The organism is Rhizobium sp. Rhizsp82 (genome assembly GCF_047325115.1).
Lineage (GTDB): Bacteria > Pseudomonadota > Alphaproteobacteria > Rhizobiales > Rhizobiaceae > Rhizobium.
This window is the reverse complement of the sequence record NZ_CP168570.1, coordinates 845,767-863,672: the sequence shown is the minus strand read 5'-3', so window position 1 is coordinate 863,672 and position 17,906 is coordinate 845,767. Positions and strand designations below refer to the sequence as shown.

General features: G+C 62.0%; 14 protein-coding genes. 4 read left to right on the top strand and 10 right to left on the bottom strand.

Translation table 11 applies throughout. From position 1 onward, the window contains the following. The first annotated feature begins 5 nt into the window (after positions 1–5). The 4 genes from ACEN84_RS08840 to trxA all read left to right on the top strand — a co-directional run bounded on the left by ACEN84_RS08840 (position 6) and on the right by trxA (position 7,869). Positions 6–737 (top strand): nucleotidyltransferase family protein, encoded by a 732-nt coding sequence (locus ACEN84_RS08840; RefSeq protein WP_025555469.1) that lies wholly within the window; start codon positions 6–8, stop codon positions 735–737. A gap of 3 nt (positions 738–740) precedes the next feature. Beyond that, positions 741–3,935 (top strand): double-strand break repair protein AddB, encoded by a 3,195-nt coding sequence (gene addB / locus ACEN84_RS08835; RefSeq protein WP_413710597.1) that lies wholly within the window; start codon positions 741–743, stop codon positions 3,933–3,935. Further along, a complete protein-coding gene (addA, locus tag ACEN84_RS08830; protein ID WP_413710596.1) occupies positions 3,928–7,476 on the top strand; it encodes a double-strand break repair helicase AddA in 3,549 nt (1,182 codons plus the stop codon). The genes addB and addA overlap by 8 nt, the downstream gene beginning before the upstream one ends. A gap of 72 nt (positions 7,477–7,548) precedes the next feature. Next, complete coding sequence (gene trxA, locus ACEN84_RS08825) at positions 7,549–7,869, top strand: thioredoxin (RefSeq protein WP_112718006.1); 321 nt, start codon at positions 7,549–7,551, stop codon at positions 7,867–7,869. Positions 7,870–7,917: 48 nt separating this feature from the next. On the opposite strand, the gene ACEN84_RS08820 is transcribed toward trxA, so the two are convergent. The 10 genes from ACEN84_RS08820 to ACEN84_RS08775 form a co-directional block, all read right to left on the bottom strand. After that, positions 7,918–9,270, bottom strand: a complete 1,353-nt coding sequence (locus ACEN84_RS08820; protein ID WP_413710595.1) for a bifunctional folylpolyglutamate synthase/dihydrofolate synthase — start codon at positions 9,268–9,270, stop codon at positions 7,918–7,920. A 32-nt stretch (positions 9,271–9,302) separates the two neighbouring features. Next, a complete protein-coding gene (accD, locus tag ACEN84_RS08815; RefSeq protein ID WP_199628041.1) occupies positions 9,303–10,205 on the bottom strand; it encodes an acetyl-CoA carboxylase, carboxyltransferase subunit beta in 903 nt (300 codons plus the stop codon). 39 nt (positions 10,206–10,244) lie between these two features. Continuing rightward, entirely contained in the window at positions 10,245–11,084 is an 840-nt protein-coding gene (trpA, locus tag ACEN84_RS08810; RefSeq protein ID WP_130282937.1) for a tryptophan synthase subunit alpha, read from the bottom strand. Positions 11,085–11,087: 3 nt separating this feature from the next. Further along, the gene (trpB, locus tag ACEN84_RS08805; protein ID WP_413710594.1) at positions 11,088–12,308 is read right to left on the bottom strand and encodes a tryptophan synthase subunit beta; all 1,221 of its coding nucleotides are present in this window, start codon (positions 12,306–12,308) and stop codon (positions 11,088–11,090) included. A gap of 2 nt (positions 12,309–12,310) precedes the next feature. Then, positions 12,311–12,979, bottom strand: coding sequence for a phosphoribosylanthranilate isomerase (locus tag ACEN84_RS08800; RefSeq protein WP_130282941.1), 669 nt, complete (start codon positions 12,977–12,979; stop codon positions 12,311–12,313). 75 nt (positions 12,980–13,054) lie between these two features. Further along, positions 13,055–13,819: a SprT family zinc-dependent metalloprotease gene (locus ACEN84_RS08795; RefSeq protein ID WP_130282943.1), complete on the bottom strand. Its 765-nt coding sequence runs from the start codon at positions 13,817–13,819 to the stop codon at positions 13,055–13,057. An 88-nt stretch (positions 13,820–13,907) separates the two neighbouring features. Then, positions 13,908–14,342 (bottom strand): DUF2852 domain-containing protein, encoded by a 435-nt coding sequence (locus ACEN84_RS08790; RefSeq protein ID WP_130282945.1) that lies wholly within the window; start codon positions 14,340–14,342, stop codon positions 13,908–13,910. Between the two features lie 144 nt (positions 14,343–14,486). Continuing rightward, entirely contained in the window at positions 14,487–15,758 is a 1,272-nt protein-coding gene (locus tag ACEN84_RS08785; RefSeq protein ID WP_413710593.1) for a polyhydroxyalkanoate depolymerase, read from the bottom strand. 203 nt (positions 15,759–15,961) lie between these two features. Further along, positions 15,962–16,804, bottom strand: a complete 843-nt coding sequence (locus ACEN84_RS08780) for a fumarylacetoacetate hydrolase family protein (RefSeq protein WP_413710592.1) — start codon at positions 16,802–16,804, stop codon at positions 15,962–15,964. Positions 16,805–16,901: 97 nt separating this feature from the next. Next, positions 16,902–17,855, bottom strand: coding sequence for a glutathione S-transferase family protein (locus ACEN84_RS08775; protein ID WP_413711282.1), 954 nt, complete (start codon positions 17,853–17,855; stop codon positions 16,902–16,904). Between the last annotated feature and the right edge of the window lie 51 nt (positions 17,856–17,906).

Sequence of the window (17,906 nt, the reverse complement as noted above, 5' to 3'; positions counted from 1 at the left end):
CCAGAATGACGATCAAACAAGCCATGGTACTGGCGGCGGGTCTCGGCACCCGCATGCGCCCGATCACCGACACGATGCCCAAGCCGCTGGTGAAGATCGGCGGCAAGCCGATGATCGATTATTCGCTGGATGCGCTGAAGCAGGCCGGCGTAGAAGTTGCTGCAGTCAACGTCCATCATTTCGCCGATCAGATGGAAACCCACCTCAAGACCTATAGCGGTCTCGATGTGCTGATATCGGACGAGCGCGAGGCGCTGCTGAACAATGGCGGCGGCATAGTCAAAGGCCTGACATTGCTGGGCCGCGACACGATCTTCGTGATGAATGCCGACCTTTTCTGGATCGGCGAGAAGCCGGGCGAACCAAGCAACCTGGATCGCTTAGCCGGATTCTTCGATCCTGAGCGTATGGATATGGCCATGCTCTGCGTGCGCATCGAAGACACGACGGGCCATAACGGCGTCAACGATTTCTCTATTGGCCCGGATGGACGGCTGACGCGCTATCGCGACGATCAATCCAATCCCGTGGTCTATGCCGGCGCCTTCGCCATGAAGCCCGAGTTTCTGGACGATGCTCCGCGCGATCCGTTCAACATCAACATCTATTTCGACAAGGCGATCAGCCGCGGGCGCCTCTATGGCATGATGATGGACGGCCATTGGCTGACCGTCGGCACGCCCGAAGCCGTCGGCGAGGCGGAGGAAACGATCCGGCGATTCCGGACGTTTGCCTGAGCGATGAGCGAGCGCCACCAGCCGCGAATCCTGACGATCCCTGCCGGTGTGCCCTTTCTGAAGACACTCGCGGAGACGCTCTGCGATGGCCGGTTAACACCGCATTTCCGGCACGACCCGGCCGATCCGTTATCGCTGTCGAAGGTGACGATCTACCTGCCGACGCGGCGTGCGGCACGCGTCCTGCGATCGGAATTCGTCGATCTGCTCGGCGGCCTCTCGGCCATTCTCCCAGTCATCCGACCGCTCGGGGAAACTGACGATGACAGCGGCTATTTCGATGAGGCGCTGCCCGCGACGCTCGATCTGGCGCAGCCGCTGTCCAACACGGCCCGCCTTCTGGAGCTCGCGCGGCTGATCCTTGCCTGGCGCAACAAGCTGCCGGAGATCGTTCGCCACATCCATTCGGATTCGCCGCTGGTGGCCCCGGCAAGCCCGGCCGATGCCATCTGGCTGGCGCGCAATCTGGCGGAGCTGATCGATTCGATCGAGACCGAGGATCGCGACTGGAGCGAGCTTGCCAAGCTCGATGCCGCCGACCATGCGCTCTGGTGGCAGCTGACGGCGGAATTCCTGCAGATCGCCAGCGCCTTCTGGCCGGAGCGGCTGGCCGAGCTCGGACGCTCTTCGCCGGCGCGCCACCGCAATGCGATCCTGCGCGCCGAAGCTAACCGGCTCGCCACCTCGCATCCGGCCGGGCCGATCATTATCGCCGGTTCAACCGGTTCTGTGCCGGCGACGGCCGATCTGATCGCCGCCGTAGCCGATCTGCCCGAAGGCGTTATCGTACTGCCCGGCCTCGATCTTTCCATGCCGGACGAGCATTGGCGGATGGTCGCGCCGGAGCCGATCTCCGGACGACCAGTCAATCCGGCGAGCCGCAGCCATTCGCAATATGGCCTTTCTCATCTTCTGAAGCGGCTCAAGCTGACACGCAATGATGTCACGCCGATCGTCGAAGCAGAGCCGGCGCTGCGGCAACGTGCCGAAGTCCTATCCCGTGCGCTCGCACCGGCGGAAGCGACCAGCGGTTGGGGCGACTGGAAGAGCGAGCTGCCCGGCGATGCCATCGCATCCGGCTTTGCCGACGTGGCGCTGATCGAAGCGGCAAACGAGCGTGAGGAGGCGACCGCGATCGCCATTGCTCTGCGCCTTGCCCTTGGGGAGCCGGGGCGAAACGGCGAGAGCCAGGCGGCGCTGATCACGCCAGACCGCAACCTCGCCCGGCGCGTCATGTCCGAGCTGGCGCGTTTCGGCATCCTCGCCGACGAATCCGCCGGTACGCCGCTGGCGGCGATGCCGCAGGGCACGTTCCTGCAGCTCGTCCTTGAAGCGACCCTGCGGCCGGGTGATCCCGTCGCGCTCGTCGCCCTGCTGAAACACCCACTGAGCCATTTCGGTCTCGACAAGGCAGCGCTCACCGGTGCCGTGGAGGCGCTTGAGCTGCTGGCATTGCGCGGCGGCGTGGCGGATGTCGATATCGCGACGCTAAACGTCCTTCTGGAGCGGCAGCTCTTCGAACAGCGCGACGACCGGCATGCGCCGCACTGGCGCAAGGCGCTGCCCGCCGATGCCATCGATCAGGCGCGCGATCTCGCCACACGGATCACCGGCGCCACGGAGCCTTTGGTTTCAACGCTGGTCAGACGCGGTGCCGATGGGCGCGGGCTGACCGCCAAGTTCACACTTTCCGAATGGGCGGAACGCACCGGCCGCGCGCTGGAAGCGGTGGCCCGCGATGCCCGCGGCGATCTCTCCAGTCTCTGGAGCGGTGAAGCCGGTGATGCGCTGGCCGGGCTGCTTGCCGAGGTGATGGAAACAGAGGGTCAACTGGAAGCCGACGGTCCGCAATGGATCGATATTATGGCGGCGCTTTCGGCGGGTCAGGCGGCGAAGCCCCGGGCGCTCGCCCATCCACGCGTCTTCATCTTCGGTACGCTCGAAGCCCGCCTCCAGAATGTCGATACGCTGATCCTCGGCGGCCTGAACGAGGGCTCCTGGCCGGGCCAGACGGCCAATAACCCATTCATCTCGCGGATGATGAAGACGGAGATCGGCCTGGAGCCGCCGGAGCGGCGCATCGGCCAGCTCGCCCATGACTTTGAGATGGCGAACGGGACCCGGAAGCTGATCTATTCGCGTGCGCTGCGCCAAGGCTCAACGCCGACGGTCGCCTCCCGCTGGCTGCAGCGGTTGCTGGCGCTTGGCGGCACGGACTTCGAAGCAAGCTTGAGAGGGCGCGGCGAAAAATACGTGCATTGGGTCAATCTACTCGACGAAGGCAAGCCGCAGGCGCCGGCGCAACGTCCCTCCCCGGTTCCGCCGGCCGAGCTACAGCCGAAATCCTATTCCTTCAGCGAAGTCGGCCGTCTGCGCCGTGATCCCTATGCGATCTATGCGCGACGCATCCTGCGTCTCGATCCCGTCGATCCCTTCAATCGCGATCCGGGCGCGGCCGAGCGCGGTACGCTCTATCACGCGATCATCGACCGCTTCGTCCACGAGGGACATATTGCCGGAACGCTTGAGGGCGAATCGGCAATGGAGCGCATCCTGACCGAGCTTTTCGACATGGAGGAGTTGCCGGCCCATATCGATGCCGTCTGGCGCCCACGCTTCCGCGAGGTGGCCCGTGCCTTTCTGGATTGGGAAGCCGAGCGCCGCCCGGCGATCCGTCGGACCTTTACCGAAGTTCGCGGCAGCGTCGAGCTCGATACCGTCAATATCCGGCTGACCGGGGTGGCAGACCGCATCGATCTGACCGGGCCGAAGGCCGCCGATATCATCGACTACAAGACCGGTTACAACCCCTCTCCTGCCCAGGCACGCACCCTGCTCGATCCGCAGCTGGCGCTTGAAGCGGCAGCCTTGAGCGCGGGCGCCTTCCGGGATGCGGGAAGCCTAGTACCACAGGATCTGCTTTATGTGCGGCTGCGGCCCGGCAGCCGGTTCCGTGCCGATACCGTCAACAACGAGAATTCGGCACGCAGCGACAAGGCGAAGTCGGCGCTGGACCTCGCAGAAGACTCGATCGACCAGCTGATCAAGTTCGTGTCGCTGCTGCAATCCGGCGAGCGCGGCTTTACCTCGCGGCTCATTCCCGCCCAGCAATTCGATTTCGGCGGGGACTACGACCATCTGGCCCGCGTTTCCGAATGGTCGACGGCAGAGGACGAGGAGGCCGGCGGTGATGAATGACGTGACCGCTCTTCCCGAGAACGACGATCCCGGCACCTGGATCAGCTGGACGACGATCCAGCAGGCGATCGCCTCCGATCCTCAACGCTCGGCCTGGGTGTCGGCCAATGCCGGATCTGGCAAGACGCACGTTCTGACGCAGCGCGTCATCCGTCTGCTGCTTGCGGGCGCCCGGCCCTCGGCCATCCTCTGCCTCACCTATACGAAGGCTGCGGCCTCCGAAATGTCGAACCGCGTCTTTGCGCGGCTGGCCGACTGGGCCGTCCTGCCGGATGAGGAACTCAGTAAGCGGATCGGCCAGATCGAAGGCGAAATGCCGGACAGGGTGAAGGTTGCCGAAGCGCGGCGGCTTTTCGCCAAGGCGCTGGAAACGCCGGGTGGATTGAAGATCCAGACGATCCACGCCTTCTGCGAAGCGCTGCTGCACCAGTTTCCACTGGAAGCCAATGTCGCCGGACATTTCTCGGTGCTCGACGACCGGGCAGCGGCAACGCTGCTCGCGGATGCCCGGCGCTCGCTTCTGACAGCAACAGCGCCGGAAGAGGATGCGGCGCTCGCCGAAGCCTTCGCCTATGTTCTCAATCTTGGCGACGAAAGCGGGCTGGAAGCGCTGCTCGAAGAGATCGTTGCCAATCGCAATGCCATCCGCCGCTTCACGGCCGTTGCAGAAGCGCAGGGCGGCATCGCCATGGCCCTGCGCAAAAGCCTAAAGCTATCGCCGACGGAGACCGAGGCCGACATCGCCGGCCAATATTGGCCGCTGCCCGAGCTCTCCGGCCTGACGTTGGACCTCTATATGTCGCTCGCGGCGCAGAAGGGTGGCGCCAAGGCGCAGGAAGTCGCCTACGGACTTCGCCAGGCATCGAACGAACGCAATGCGGCCAAGCGCGCCGAGCTGCTGGAGAAGATCTTCCTGACAGTGAAGGGTGAACCAAAGTCGGATTCGCAGTTCACCGTGAAGGCGATGCTCGCCGATGCGCCGGAACTGACGGCTGCGATCGCCGCGGCGCGCGACCATGTCGTTGCCTGCCGCGACCGGCTGAAGATCATGCGGATGTTTACCGCGACGCATGCCGCGCTGGTTCTGGCCGAACGGCTGAACCGCGACTACGAAGACCTGAAGAAGCAGCGCAGCCATCTCGACTTCGAGGATCTGATCACCCGTACGGCCGATCTTCTGACGAAGAGCGGCGTCGGCCCCTGGATCCATTACAAGCTCGATCAGGGCATCGATCACATCCTCGTCGACGAGGCGCAGGATACCAGCCCGATCCAATGGAGCGTCATCCAGTCTCTGGCGGAAGACTTCTTCTCCGGCGAAAGCGCCCGGCCGGTGGTGCGCACGCTGTTTGCCGTCGGCGACGAGAAGCAATCGATCTATTCGTTTCAGGGCGCCCGGCCGGAGCGCTTCTCCGAAGAGAGCAAGCGAACGCAGCGCAAGGTGCAGGCGAGCGGCCAGCAGTTCACGCCCGTGCGCCTGCCGCTCTCCTTCCGCTCGACATCGGATGTGCTGGCTGCCGTCGACCACGTGTTCCTACCGCCGGAGAACGCCAGGGGGCTGAGCGCCGAGGGCGAGCCGGTCATTCACCGCTCGAGCCGCATCGGCCATCCGGGCGCTGTCGATCTCTGGGAGATGGTCGCGCCCGAGGCGGTCATCAAAGACGAAGACTGGACGGCTCCCTTCGATGCGACGCCGGAAAGCGCGCCGCCGGCGATCCTTGCCCGGCGCATGGCCCATACGATCGAGAAGCTGGTGGGACGCGAAACGATCGTCGAAAAGGGCAAAGAGCGACTGATCGAGGCCGGCGACATCCTGGTTCTGGTGCGCAAGCGCGACAGCTTCGTCAATGCGCTGACCCGGGCGCTGAAACGCCGAAACAATATTCCGGTGGCTGGTGCCGACCGTCTGCGCTTGACGAGCCATATCGCCGTGCAGGATCTTCTTGCGCTCGGCCGCTTCCTGCTTCTGCCGCAGGATGATCTCTCGCTGGCGGCGGTGCTGAAAAGTCCGCTCTTCGATCTCTCTGAGGATCAGGTCTTTGCTCTGGCCGCCCTTCGCGGCGAGCATCAGAGCGTCTGGAGCCATCTGCAGAGCTTCGCTGCCGACGGTCACGAGGTCTATGCCGGCGCGGAAAAGCGGCTGAAGCTGTTTCTCGACCAGTCGCGAGCGCTCTCGGTTCACGATTTCTACGCCCGGGTGCTTGGCGTGCATGGCGGACGCCGGCAGTTTCTTGCCCGGCTCGGCACCGAGGTCAGCGACATCCTGGACGAGTTCCTGACCTTTGCGCTCGATCACGAAAGCTCCGGCTTGCCCGGCCTGCAATCCTTCATCTCGACGCTGGAACTCGAGGCACCGGAGGTCAAGCGCGAGCAGGACAAGGGCCGCAACGAAGTCCGGATCATGACCGTGCATGCCTCGAAGGGTCTGGAAGCGCCGATTGTCTTCCTGGTCGATAGCGGCGGCAAGGCCTTTACCCACACGCATATGCCGAAACTGCGGCTGCTTGAGACGGCCAATAGCGAGCCGATGCCGGTCTGGGTGCCGGTCAGTGATCTTGCCAATTCGCGGACGCAGGCCGATGCCGCACGCATCCAGACGCTGGCGGAAGAGGAATATCGTCGGCTGCTTTACGTGGCGATGACGCGCGCGGCCGACCGGCTGGTCGTCTGCGGCTATCGTGGCGTGCGCGCCAACGCAGAAACCTGGCATGCGATGATCTCTGCTGCGATGAGCGACAGCAATCCGCATGTGACGGCGGTGGAGTTTGACGGGCCGGACGGTAGCTGGCCCGGCGTGACGTGGCGCGTACCGCAGGTCGAGCGCAGCTTCGAACGGGCCGAGCCGCGGGAGGAGTTGCAGGACAAACACGAGCTGCCCGCAGCGATGCTCCGGCCGCTGCCGCCGCAAAGACAGCTGCCGCGGCCGCTCAGCCCATCGGGCGCCGGGACGATCATCGATGAGGAGGCGGACGATCTGCTGGTCGCCTCGCCGCTTTTCAGCGAGCCGCCGCGATCCGACCGGTCGCTGGAGAAAGGCCGCCTGATCCACCGCATGCTGCAGATGCTCCCGGATATTCCGGCAGTGGAACGCGCCTCTGCGGCCGAGCGCTATGTCGGCAGGACAGCGCGGCATTGGCCTCAGAGCGAACGGGAACGGCTCGTCGATTCGGTTCTGAAACTATTGGCAGAGCAGAGCCTGCAGCCGGTCTTTTCGGCGCATGCACAGCCGGAAGTCTCGATCATGGGAACGCTGACGCTTGAGGACAAACAGTATGCGGTTTCCGGCCGGATCGACAGATTGGCCGTCCTCGATAACCGCGTGGTGATCCTCGATTACAAGACGAACCGGGTGCCGCCGCAAACGGAAGAGGCCGTTCCCTATGCGCACAAGGCGCAGCTTGCGATCTATCGCGAGATCCTGGCGCCGCTTTATCCCGGCAAGCCGATCGAATGCGTGCTGGTCTATACGGAGAACGCAGCCGTTCACCGGCTGAGCGAGCGCACCCTCGAATTGGCGCTTGCGGGACTCAAGACAAAGTGAAATACCGGTCATTGAAATTGTGACACCGCACCATCACATGTGGGTCAACAGCAAATTCCAAAGGAGCAGCCTATGGCTACCGTGAAAGTCGATATCAATAACTTCCAGTCGGAAGTTCTGGAATCCGCAGAGCCCGTCGTTGTCGATTTTTGGGCTGAGTGGTGCGGCCCGTGCAAGATGATCGCCCCGAGCCTCGAAGAAATTTCGACCGAGCTCGCCGGCAAAGTCAAGGTTGCCAAGCTCAACATCGACGAAAACCCTGAACTGGCTGCCCAGTTCGGCGTTCGCTCGATCCCGACGCTCGCAATCTTCAAGGCTGGCGAAGTCGCTGACATCAAGGTCGGCGCCGCTCCGAAGACGGCCCTGTCGAACTGGATTTCCAGCGCCGCTTAATGCGCGTTGATATCTCAAAGAAAAAGCCCGGTTTCGACCGGGCTTTTTTCATTTCGGCGGTGTGCCGTTGTCCGAGAGCACGTCGCCTACGAGGTAGAGCGACCCGCCGACCAGAATGCGCGGCGGCGGCTTTGCCGGATCGAGGATTTCCTTGATCGCATCGAGCGCTTCGCCGACCGTCGACATTGGCTCGGCCACCAGACCGGCATCATAGGCCGCGTTGGCCAAAATGACCGGGTCGATCATCGCATCGCTGCCGCGGATCGGAACGCAGAAGACCTTTTCCGCCAATCCCGCGAATGCCTTGAAATAACCGACCGGATCCTTGGTGTTGATCATGCCGGTGATCAGATAAAGCGGCCGCGGCTGCTTTTCCTCGAAATTCGCCATAGCCTCGGCAATCACTTCGCCAGCACCGGGATTGTGTCCACCATCGACCCAGATTTCCGCGCCGGCGGGCGCATTCGCCATCAGCCGACCATCGGTGATCCGCTGCAGACGACCGGCCCACTCGACGCTTCCCAGTGCCTTTTCCATCATCGCTTCCGTGACGACGAAGCCCGCAGCCTTGACGGCGCGGATGGCAGCGGCGGCATTGGCATATTGATGGCGGCCCGGGAGGCGCGGCAGCGGCAGGTCGGCGAGGCCGAACTCATCCTGATAGACCAGGCGGCCATATTCTTCATGAGCCATGAAGTCCTGGCCGTAGACGGCGGTCGGGCAATGCAGCCGCTCGGCAGTCGACATCAGCACTTCGAGGGCGGCATCATAGGGCTGCTGGCCAATCACGACGGGATGCTTCGGCTTCATGATGCCTGCCTTTTCGGCGGCGATCAGCTCGACGCGATCGCCGAGATAGGGCTGGTGATCGAGCGAGATCGGCATGATGACCGAGACAGCCGGATCGGAGATGACATTGGTCGCATCGAAACGGCCGCCAAGGCCGACTTCGATGACCGCGGCATCGGCCGGATGCTCTGAAAAGAGCAGGAAGGTGACGGCGGTCAGGATTTCGAAAACGGTGATCTTCTGGCCGGCATTGGCTTCGGCGACGCGGCGCACGGCATCGGCAAAGACGGCGTCTTCGACGAGCTCGCCGCGGCCGCCCTTGACGCCCATGCGGTAGCGCTCGTGCCAGCTGACCAGATGCGGAGAGGTGTGGACGTGGACGCTATAGCCGCCCGCTTCAAGCAGGGCACGGCAGAAGGCCGTCACCGATCCCTTACCGTTGGTGCCGGCAACGTGGATAACCCGCGGAAGCTTGTCCTGCGGGTTTCCGAGAATTTTGAGAAGGCGGGTGATTCGTTCCAGAGAAAGATCGAAGCCCTTAGGATGCAATTCCAAGAGCTTGTCGATTTCCTGTGCTGCCTCGCTCACGACGGTCTGACCCCTAGGTATCATTCAGCCCTCCGCTGAGGCAGGTTCTGGATCGATCAGGCGCTCGCTGCCAGGGCGACCGCGCTGCCATTCGTTGCAACGGTATTTGCCGGCTTCTTCGTCAGGATCTTCAGGACGCGCGCCAGCGTATCCGGGATATCGTGGCGCTTCACGACCATATCGACCATGCCGTGTTCGAGCAGGTATTCCGATGTCTGGAAGCCTTCCGGCAGCTTTTCCCGGATCGTCTGTTCTATGACGCGCTTGCCGGCAAAGCAGATTTCGGCGCCCGGCTCTGCCAGATGCATATCCCCGAGCATGGCGTAGGACGCCGTGACACCACCCGTAGTCGGGTTGGTGAGAACAACGATATAGGGCTGGCCTGCTTCCTTCAGCATATCGACGGCAACGGTCGTGCGCGGCAGCTGCATCAGCGAGAGAATGCCTTCCTGCATGCGGGCGCCGCCCGAAGCCGGGAACATGACCAGCGGGCACTTTTCGGAAATGGCGCGCTCGAATGCTTTCACGATCGCCTCACCGGCAGCAATGCCGAGCGAGCCGCCCATGAAGTTAAACTCGTGAACGACGGCAACGAGCTTCAGACCGCGAACCTTGCCGACGCCGGCGACGATCGTGTCTTCCTGTTCGGTCTTCAGGCGGCTGTCGCGCAGACGGTCGGTGTATTTCTTGGAATCGCGGAACTTCAGCGGGTCCTGAGCCACCTTCGGCTGGACCAGCGCTTCATATTCAGCATTGTCGAACAGGTCGGCCAGGCGTGCCTTTGCCGGCATCTTCATGTGATAGCCGGAAGCAGGGATGACCCACTTGTTGTCTTCCAGATCCTTGTGGAAGACCATCTCGCCCGTTTCCGGGCACTTGATCCAGAGATTTTCCGGAACTTCACGGCGGCCCAGCATGGAATTGATCCGCGGGCGGACGTAATTGGTGATCCAGTTCAAATCAAAAACTCCTGATTGACTACAGCCAATGTGGGGACACTATTCGGCAGCAACAAGGCGCGCCGAACGCGTTCCGGATGAAAGACCGCGGACGAGCGTGGCAACGGCCTGAACCGTATCAGCTGTCGCTTTTCCGTCCTTGGTCAAGCTTGTGGCCACCTGATTGACGATGGCGGTGCCGACGACGACGCCATCAGCCGAGCCGCCGATGACTTTTGCATGATCGGCCGTCTTGACGCCGAAGCCGACGCAAACAGGCAGGTCGGTGTGCTGCTTGATGCGCTTTACGGCGCCCGAGACCAGCGACGGATCGGGCAGAGCCGAGCCGGTAATGCCGTTCATCGAGACATAATAGACGAAGCCCGAAGTGTTCTTCAGAACGGCCGGCAGGCGCTTCTCATCCGTCGTCGGCGTTGCCAGGCGGATGAAGTTGATGCCCTTGCGGATTGCCGGAATGCAGAGCTCATCGTCCATTTCGGGCGGCAGGTCGACGACGATCAGGCCGTCGATACCGGCGGCAAGCGCATCGTCGAGAAATTTTTCGACGCCGTAGATGTAGATCGGGTTGTAGTAACCCATCATGACGATCGGGGTCGCATCATCGGACTTGCGGAAGTCGGCGGCGAGCTGCAGCGTCTTCTTGAGCGTCTGGCCGCCCTTCAACGCGCGCTGGCCTGCAAGCTGGATCGCCGGGCCATCGGCCATCGGATCCGAGAAGGGCATCCCGAGCTCGATGATATCGGAACCGGCTTCCGGCAGCGCCTTCATGATGCCAAGGGAAGTTTCGTAATCCGGATCGCCGCCCATGAAATAGGTGACCAGCGCCGGGCGGCCCTCAGCCTTCAGGTCGGCAAAGCGTTTGTCCATACGAGCAGTCATGACTTAAGCACCCATTCCGAGAATCTTGCCGACAGTGAAGATATCCTTGTCGCCGCGGCCGGAGAGGTTCATCAGGATGATCTCGTCCTTGCCCATCTTCGGCGCGCGCTTGATGACTTCAGCCAGCGCATGCGACGGCTCGAGCGCCGGAATGATGCCTTCGAGGCGCGTCAGCGTCTGGAAGGCCTCCAGCGCTTCGTGGTCCATGATCGGCACGTATTCCACGCGGCCGATATCGTTCAGGTAGGAATGCTCAGGACCGATGCCGGGATAGTCGAGGCCGGCCGAAATCGAATGGCCTTCCTTGATCTGGCCATCGCCGTCCTGCAGCAGATAGGTTCGGTTTCCATGCAGAACGCCGGGCGAACCGGCGGTGATCGAAGCGCAATGCTCATCGCCCTGCAAGCCCTTACCGCCGGCTTCGACGCCGACGATCTTGACGCTTTGGTCATCGAGGAACGGATGGAAGATGCCGATCGCATTCGAACCACCGCCGACGGCAGCAACGACGAGATCCGGCAGACGTCCTTCGGCCTCGAGCATCTGCTGCTTGGCTTCGGTGCCGATGACGGCCTGGAAATCGCGAACCATTTCCGGATAGGGATGCGGACCGGCAGCGGTGCCGATCAGGTAATAGGTGTCCTCGACATTGGTAACCCAGTCACGCAGCGCCTCGTTCATGGCGTCCTTCAGCGTGCCGTGGCCAGCTGTCACCGGCTTCACTTCGGCGCCGAGGAGCTTCATGCGAAAGACGTTCGGCGCCTGACGCTCGACGTCGGTGGCACCCATGTAGACGACGCAGGGAAGGCCGAAGCGGGCGGCAACAGTTGCCGAGGCAACGCCGTGCTGGCCAGCGCCGGTTTCGGCGATGATGCGGGTCTTGCCCATGCGCTTGGCCAGCAGGATCTGGCCAATGCAGTTGTTGATCTTGTGCGAGCCGGTATGGTTCAGCTCTTCGCGCTTGAAGTAGATCTTCGCGCCGCCGAGTTCAGCCGTCAGGCGTTCGGCGAAGTAGAGCGGGCTCGGGCGGCCAATATAGTGCGTGCCGAGATGCCTCAGTTCCGCCTGAAATTCCGGATCGTTCTTTGCCTTGTCCCACTCAGCCTGCAGGTCGAGGATCAGGGGCATCAGCGTCTCGGCGACGAAACGGCCGCCATAGATGCCGAAACGGCCGTCTTCATCGGGGCCGGAACGGAAAGAATTCGGTTTAGGCGTATCGTTCACTCTCAACTCCCTGAAACGGTTTCGGGCTCACACGCCTTCTCGACCGCATCGAAAAATCTATCGATCATCACGACGTCCTTGGTACCCGGGGCACTCTCGACACCGGAGGAAACGTCGATACCCGGCGCCTTGGTTATCGCCATGGCTTCGGCGATGTTATCCTTGTTCAGCCCTCCGGAAAGCATGTAATCCACGCTGTCGTCAAGCCAGCTGAGCAGGCTCCAGTCGAAGGAAACGCCGTTACCGCCGGGCAATTCGGAACCCTTCGGGGGCTTAGCATCGAACAGGAACCGGTCGGCAATGCCGATATAGGCCTCGACGCGCTGCAGATCTTCGGAGGTGCGGACCGAGAAGGCCTTCATGACCGGAAGACCGTAAACGGCCTTTATGGTCAAAACGCGTTCCGGGCTTTCATCGCCGTGCAGCTGGATCATATCCGGGCGCAAAAGCGCAACGATTTCATCGAGATCGTCATTCGTCGGGTTGACCGTGACGGCAACGATCTTGGCCTTGCCACGGGCCGCCTCGGCAAGCCTTCCAGCGACGTCCGGCTCGATGTAACGCGGGCTCTTTTCGAAGAAGATGAAGCCGATATGCGTTGCGCCGCGCGCCAACGCGCGGTCAATCGCCTCGGCAGTCTTGAGGCCGCAGATTTTGATGTCCGGTTTCATGGCAGCGGAGTGACACGAAAAGGCTGCTGAGTCGAGCCAATTTGCGACGAAGGCTTAATTTCCCGCGGTTTCCGCTCAGTCGAAATCGATGGCGTGAAGCAGGCTGCCGTGGCGCTTCAGCCAGCCCTTGGCCTCGTCCATATCCGGGCAGAGCTTTTCGCACAGCGCCCAGAAGCGTGGCCCGTGGTTCATCTCCTTGAGATGGGCCACTTCATGGGCGGCGAGATAATCGATGACGGATGGCGGCGCCATGACGATGCGCCAGGAAAAACTCAGGTTGCCTTCAGAAGAGCAGGATCCCCAGCGGCTGCGGGTATCCTTCATCGAGATGGACTTGATCGGCGCCTTGATCGAGCGGGCGTGGAAATGCGCCAGTCTCTCCAGATCGGCGCGGGCTTCCTTTTTCAGGAAGGTGGCGATCCGCCGGCCGAGATGCTCCGGCATGCCGCTGACCTTGAGGACATGGTAGCCATCGATGATCGCGGTTTCCGTCAAGCCTCGCAGGCTGCCGGTATGCTGGATCCGGTGGCGAATGCCGCGGAGAAGAATCTCGCCGCCGTCGCGAAGGCCGGTCTCCGGCGAAAACTTTGCGAGTTTGGTGAGAAGCCAGCCCTGATGCCGGTCCAGGAAAGCGTTGACTTCGCGCTGCGCCAAGCCGCGGGGAACGGTCATCTTCAGCGCCCGGCCGCCGGGCTCGATGCGCAGCGTGATGCGCGTGGCGCGATCATGCTGCTTGATCGTCAGCGGCATCAGCCGGCCCGCCACGTCAAGCGTCCGCGTTTCAGGCGGCGCAGGCTTTCGGGCGGCAGGCCGCCGCGGCTTTGAAAGAAGCGGAAACATAGGGCTTTTCTATACGATTCGCGGCAAATCCGGGCAAAGAAAAACCGGCATCGGGGATGCCGGTTCGATCCTCATTTCCGGGCACCGGTTACGGCGTCTGGAACTCGGCGACCGGGCCGTTGTCGTCGCGCTTGGCGTTCTTGCGATCGCGCATGAAGCGGTCGAACTCTTCCTGGTCCTTGGCGCGGCGAAGTTCGCGCATGTAGTTGTCGAACTCTTCGCGCATTTCGTCGAGCTTGCGGCGCTCTTCCTCGATGCGGTCGAGTTCGGCCTTCCGCCAGTCGTCAAAAGCGACGTTGCCGGTGGTGAAGTGCGGGCGGTAACGGTCCCGCGAGCGGCGGCAGCCTGCAAAGAAGCTATCGGCCGTGCTGTTGGCATCGCGCTTGAAGCCGCGAAGGCGTTCGCCGAAGATGATATAGGCAAGCATGGCCAGGCCCAGGGGCCAGAAGACCACGAAGCCGAGCACCATCAACGCAATGGTAGCCGGAGTCCAATCCGGGCGGAGCAATGCTGACTGGTTCATCGTGCGGTATCCTCGCTTTCCGCATCCGGCAGAATACCGAATGCTGAAAATCGATGTGGTTACCGCTACCCGCGCCTTCAAGGCGATTTCCGGCAAAATCGGACAAGGCCTTGAGCGGGCTTGATTAATTCAGCATCCGCTAACTCAGGCGGATTTACCGCCCTTGATGACCCGCTTGACCGAAGGCTTCGACGAGCGGGAGTGCTCGTTGACGAAGCTGACGATGCGGGGCGCGATCTCGCGGCGGAAGCGTGAGCCGTTGAAGACACCGTAATGGCCGACATCGGGCTGCAGGTAGTGCATGCGCATGTTGTCGGGGATGTTGGTGCAGATCGTCTGGGCGGCCTTGGTCTGGCCGACGCCGGAGATGTCGTCATTTTCGCCTTCGACAGTGAGTAGCGCGACATTGCGGATTGCCGAGGGATCGACGAGCTTGCCGCGATGAACGAGTTCGCCCTTCGGCAGCGCGTGCTTGATGAACACCTGATCGACGGTCTGCAGGTAGAATTCCGCCGTTAGATCCATGACCGCCAGATATTCGTCGTAGAAATCGCGATGCTTCTCCGGCTCACCGTCGTTCTTCACGAGGTGCATGAAGAATTCCTTGTGCGCAATCACATGGCGGTCGAGGTTCATCGACATGAAGCCCGACAGCTGCAGGAAGCCCGGATAAACGGGACGCATGAAGCCCGGCTGCGGCCAGGGAACATTCATGATGACGTTATCGGCAAACCATTCCAACGGCTTGTCTTTTGCGAGCTTGTTGACGGCCGTCGGGTTGATGCGGGTATCGATCGGGCCGCCCATCAGAGTCATCGACGCGGGCGACAGCGGATCGTTCGCCTCTTCCATTACCGCAGCGGCCGCAAGGACCGGCACGGAGGGCTGACAGACGGCGATGACATGCGTGTCCGGGCCGAGGAAATGCAGCATCTCGATGACGTAGTCGACATAATCGTCGAAATCGAAGGTGCCCTCGGTCATCGGCACCATGCGGGCGTCGATCCAATCGGTAATGTAGATATCAGCGCTCGGCAGCAGCGCTTCGACCGTGCCGCGCAGCAGCGTTGCATAGTGGCCCGACATCGGTGCGACGATCAGGATGCGCGGATCGCGATGGGCGGCAGGAAGATTGCGGGAGAAATGCAGGAGATTGCAGAAGGCGCGCGACCAGACGATCTCTTCGCGAACCTTCACCTTCTTGCCGCCGATCACGGTCTCGGGCAGGCCGAATTCCGGCTTGCCGTAGCGGCGGGTGGTGCGCTCGAACATTTCGAGGCTGGCGGCAATCGTTCGGCCGAAGGGGGTCTGGGACCAAGGATTGAGCGGATTGGCATAGGCAAGCCGCATCACATCGGCGGCGGCCCGGAAGGGCGCCATTGCGGCATGGTTCAGTTCATAGAGCTGGTAAAACATCGGATGCGCCACCTTTCTTTACCGGAAAAGACGGCGCCATTGGGGGCAGGCACACACTTCTTTCCATCGTCTCTGCTGGCACTTCAACGCAGATTAACAGGCTTTTGTTGCATAGCAACATAGGTATCCGCACTGCAAAAGAAAATGCCGGGGCATCACATCCCCGGCATCATGATGCTCTTCAATCGTTAAGAGACCGCTGTTCAACGATCGGTGACGAATGTCTGCTTCTGGCTGCCGAGGCCCTCGATGCCGAGTTCGACGACATCGCCGGCTTTCAGATAGCGCGGCGGCTTCTGGCCCATGCCGACACCAGGAGGCGTGCCGGTCGAGATCACGTCGCCCGGATGCAGCGACATGAACTGGCTGAGGTAGGAAACCAGGAAAGCCACTCCATAGACCATGGTCTTCGAGGAGCCGTCCTGCATCTTCTGGCCATTGACGGTCAGCCACATGCCGAGGTTCTGCGGGTCGGGGATTTCATCCTTGGTGACCAGCCAGGGGCCGATCGGGCCGAAGGTGTCGCAGGACTTGCCCTTGGTCCACTGGCCGGAGCGCTCGGTCTGGAAAGCTCGCTCGGAGACGTCGTCGCAGACGCAGTAACCCGCAACATAATCAAGGGCTTCGGTTTCCGACACGTATTTTGCCGTCTTGCCGATGACAACAGCGAGCTCGACTTCCCAATCGGTCTTTTCAGAACCGCGTGGGATGATGACGTTGTCGTTCGGGCCGACGATCGCCGAGGTGGCTTTCATGAAGATGATCGGCTCCGGAGGAACCGTTGCGCCGGTTTCGGCAGCGTGGTCCGAATAGTTCAGGCCGATGCAGATGAACTTGCCGGTGCCGGCAACGCAGGCGCCGATGCGGCCCGGCGCGAGTTCGGGCAGGCTCTTGGGGTCGAGTGCCGCGATCTTCTTCAGGCCATCCGGCGAAATCGCAGCGCCGCCGATATCCGCAACATGCGCCGAGAGGTCGCGGATCTTGCCATCGGCATCGAGAATTGCAGGCTTTTCGCTGCCGGCTTCGCCAACACGCATCAGTTTCATGGGGGTGTCCTCCTCATCGAAAAGCAGTGGGAAGGCACCTATGACCTAGTTGGCCCGCACTGTCATTACGGGTTTTCAGTGAAGCGGTACGGCGCGCTCAAAAAATCTCCGCGAGATCTGGGCCAACAGGGACGATCCGCGTCGGATTGAGCTTCTCGATCGAGTAATAGCCGCGCTTGATATGGTCGATGTTCACGGTGGCCGCGACGCCCGGCCAATCCAGCATGCGGCGGCAGAACGCCTTCAAAGCGGAATAATCCGAGACACGGCGCAGATTGCATTTGAAGAGGCCGTGATAGGCGGCATCGAAGCGGACCAGCGTGACGAACAGACGGATATCGGCTTCGGTCGGGTGATCGGCGAAAAGGAATGATCGTCCTTCGAGCTGCGGGGCGACCCAATCGAGGCAATTGAAGACGTCGGCGAAGGCTTCCTCATAGGCGATCTGCGTCGTCGCGAAGCCGGCGCGATAGACGCCGTTGTTGAGATTTGGGTAAATCCGCTCATTGAACGCATCGATTTCCGCGCGTTTGGCAGCCGGGTAAAGATCGACGTCATTACTGGCGAGATTGCCGAAACCGCTATTGAGCATGCGCAGGATATCGGCGGATTCGTTGTTGACGATCGTCTGCTTCTGCTTGTCCCAGAGAACGGGAACGGTCGCGCGGCCGGTGAAATCAGGTGCAACTTTCGTATAGATTTCATGCATGTAGGTCGCGCCGTTGACGGTGTCGGCGGTCGCGCCCGGATAGTCACCGAATTGCCAGCCCTGTCGCGACAGCGCCGGTTCGACGACGGAGACGGTGATGACATCCTCAAGCCCTTTAAGAGCCCGGCCCATCAGCGTGCGCGATGCCCAGGGGCAGATATAGGCGACGTAAAGATGGTAACGCCCGGCCTCGGCCTTGAAGCCCGCCTCGCCGGTCGGCCCGGCCGAGCCATCCGGCGTGATCCAGTTGCGGAAACTCGAGGTCTGGCGGACAAAGCCGCCCTTCGCATCGGTCGCCTGCACCGGCTGCCAATCTTCGGTCCATTTTCCATTTACCAGCACGGCCATGCCTCCTGATCACATGTTGCCGCTTACCTACCGCTTATTCGCGCG

Bases quoted from the DNA above. Each gene is read 5' to 3' on its own strand.
- trxA (WP_112718006.1), top strand. From the start codon at position 7,549: ATGGCTACCGTGAAAGTCGATATCAATAACTTCCAGTCGGAAGTTCTG.
- ACEN84_RS08795 (WP_130282943.1), bottom strand. From the start codon at position 13,819: ATGTTTCCGCTTCTTTCAAAGCCGCGGCGGCCTGCCGCCCGAAAGCCT.
- trpA (WP_130282937.1), bottom strand. From the start codon at position 11,084: ATGACTGCTCGTATGGACAAACGCTTTGCCGACCTGAAGGCTGAGGGC.
- ACEN84_RS08790 (WP_130282945.1), bottom strand. From the start codon at position 14,342: ATGAACCAGTCAGCATTGCTCCGCCCGGATTGGACTCCGGCTACCATT.
- ACEN84_RS08785 (WP_413710593.1), bottom strand. From the start codon at position 15,758: ATGTTTTACCAGCTCTATGAACTGAACCATGCCGCAATGGCGCCCTTC.
- ACEN84_RS08820 (WP_413710595.1), bottom strand. From the start codon at position 9,270: ATGATACCTAGGGGTCAGACCGTCGTGAGCGAGGCAGCACAGGAAATC.
- addB (WP_413710597.1), top strand. From the start codon at position 741: ATGAGCGAGCGCCACCAGCCGCGAATCCTGACGATCCCTGCCGGTGTG.
- ACEN84_RS08840 (WP_025555469.1), top strand. From the start codon at position 6: ATGACGATCAAACAAGCCATGGTACTGGCGGCGGGTCTCGGCACCCGC.
- ACEN84_RS08780 (WP_413710592.1), bottom strand. From the start codon at position 16,804: ATGAAACTGATGCGTGTTGGCGAAGCCGGCAGCGAAAAGCCTGCAATT.
- ACEN84_RS08800 (WP_130282941.1), bottom strand. From the start codon at position 12,979: ATGAAACCGGACATCAAAATCTGCGGCCTCAAGACTGCCGAGGCGATT.
- addA (WP_413710596.1), top strand. From the start codon at position 3,928: ATGAATGACGTGACCGCTCTTCCCGAGAACGACGATCCCGGCACCTGG.